Genomic DNA, 464 nt, shown 5'->3' with positions numbered 1-464 from the left:
AGTTCATTTCTTTTTATATAATATTCCAAATAAACATTGTATTTAGATTTGAATGAGTCATGCCATATACCAATGCCACTTAAAAAAATGAAAGACTTTCCTGTACGAATCCCATATTCTTCATCATCTGCTTTTATAAAAAAGGGAAAAGGTAATCCATGTTTCTCTACAGTAACAAGTGGAATACATTGATACCACCAGCCAGACTAATCTGCTTCTTCTTCAAGTTCATTAATTAAAATAGACTTAGGCCTTCTAAAATCTAAATTTCTTTTTAAAAGTTTACCAGTTCGGCCTTTCCAAATTCCACCGGCGGCATATTGCATAAACGGCTTTTCCGCTTCCAACATACCAGCTGCAATACTGTAATTTGAATATTCCGGTTTTATGATCTGTAAAAATTTAACCGTTTTTTCTAAGATTTTTGTATCAAATAAAATATCATCATCCATAAGCAATACATG

General features: G+C 31.7%; 1 protein-coding gene. It reads right to left on the bottom strand.

The features are described from left to right. Nucleotides 1–206: 206 nt before the first annotated feature. Nucleotides 207–464 (bottom strand): hypothetical protein (locus tag EAD98_RS30805; RefSeq protein WP_199723162.1); only part of this gene is annotated, 258 nt, incomplete at its 5' end.

It is taken from the genome of Micromonospora sp. CV4, from assembly GCF_003667455.1.
In the GTDB taxonomy this organism is placed as follows: domain Bacteria; phylum Actinomycetota; class Actinomycetes; order Mycobacteriales; family Micromonosporaceae; genus Micromonospora.
This window is presented reverse-complemented; position numbering and strand designations above follow the sequence as displayed.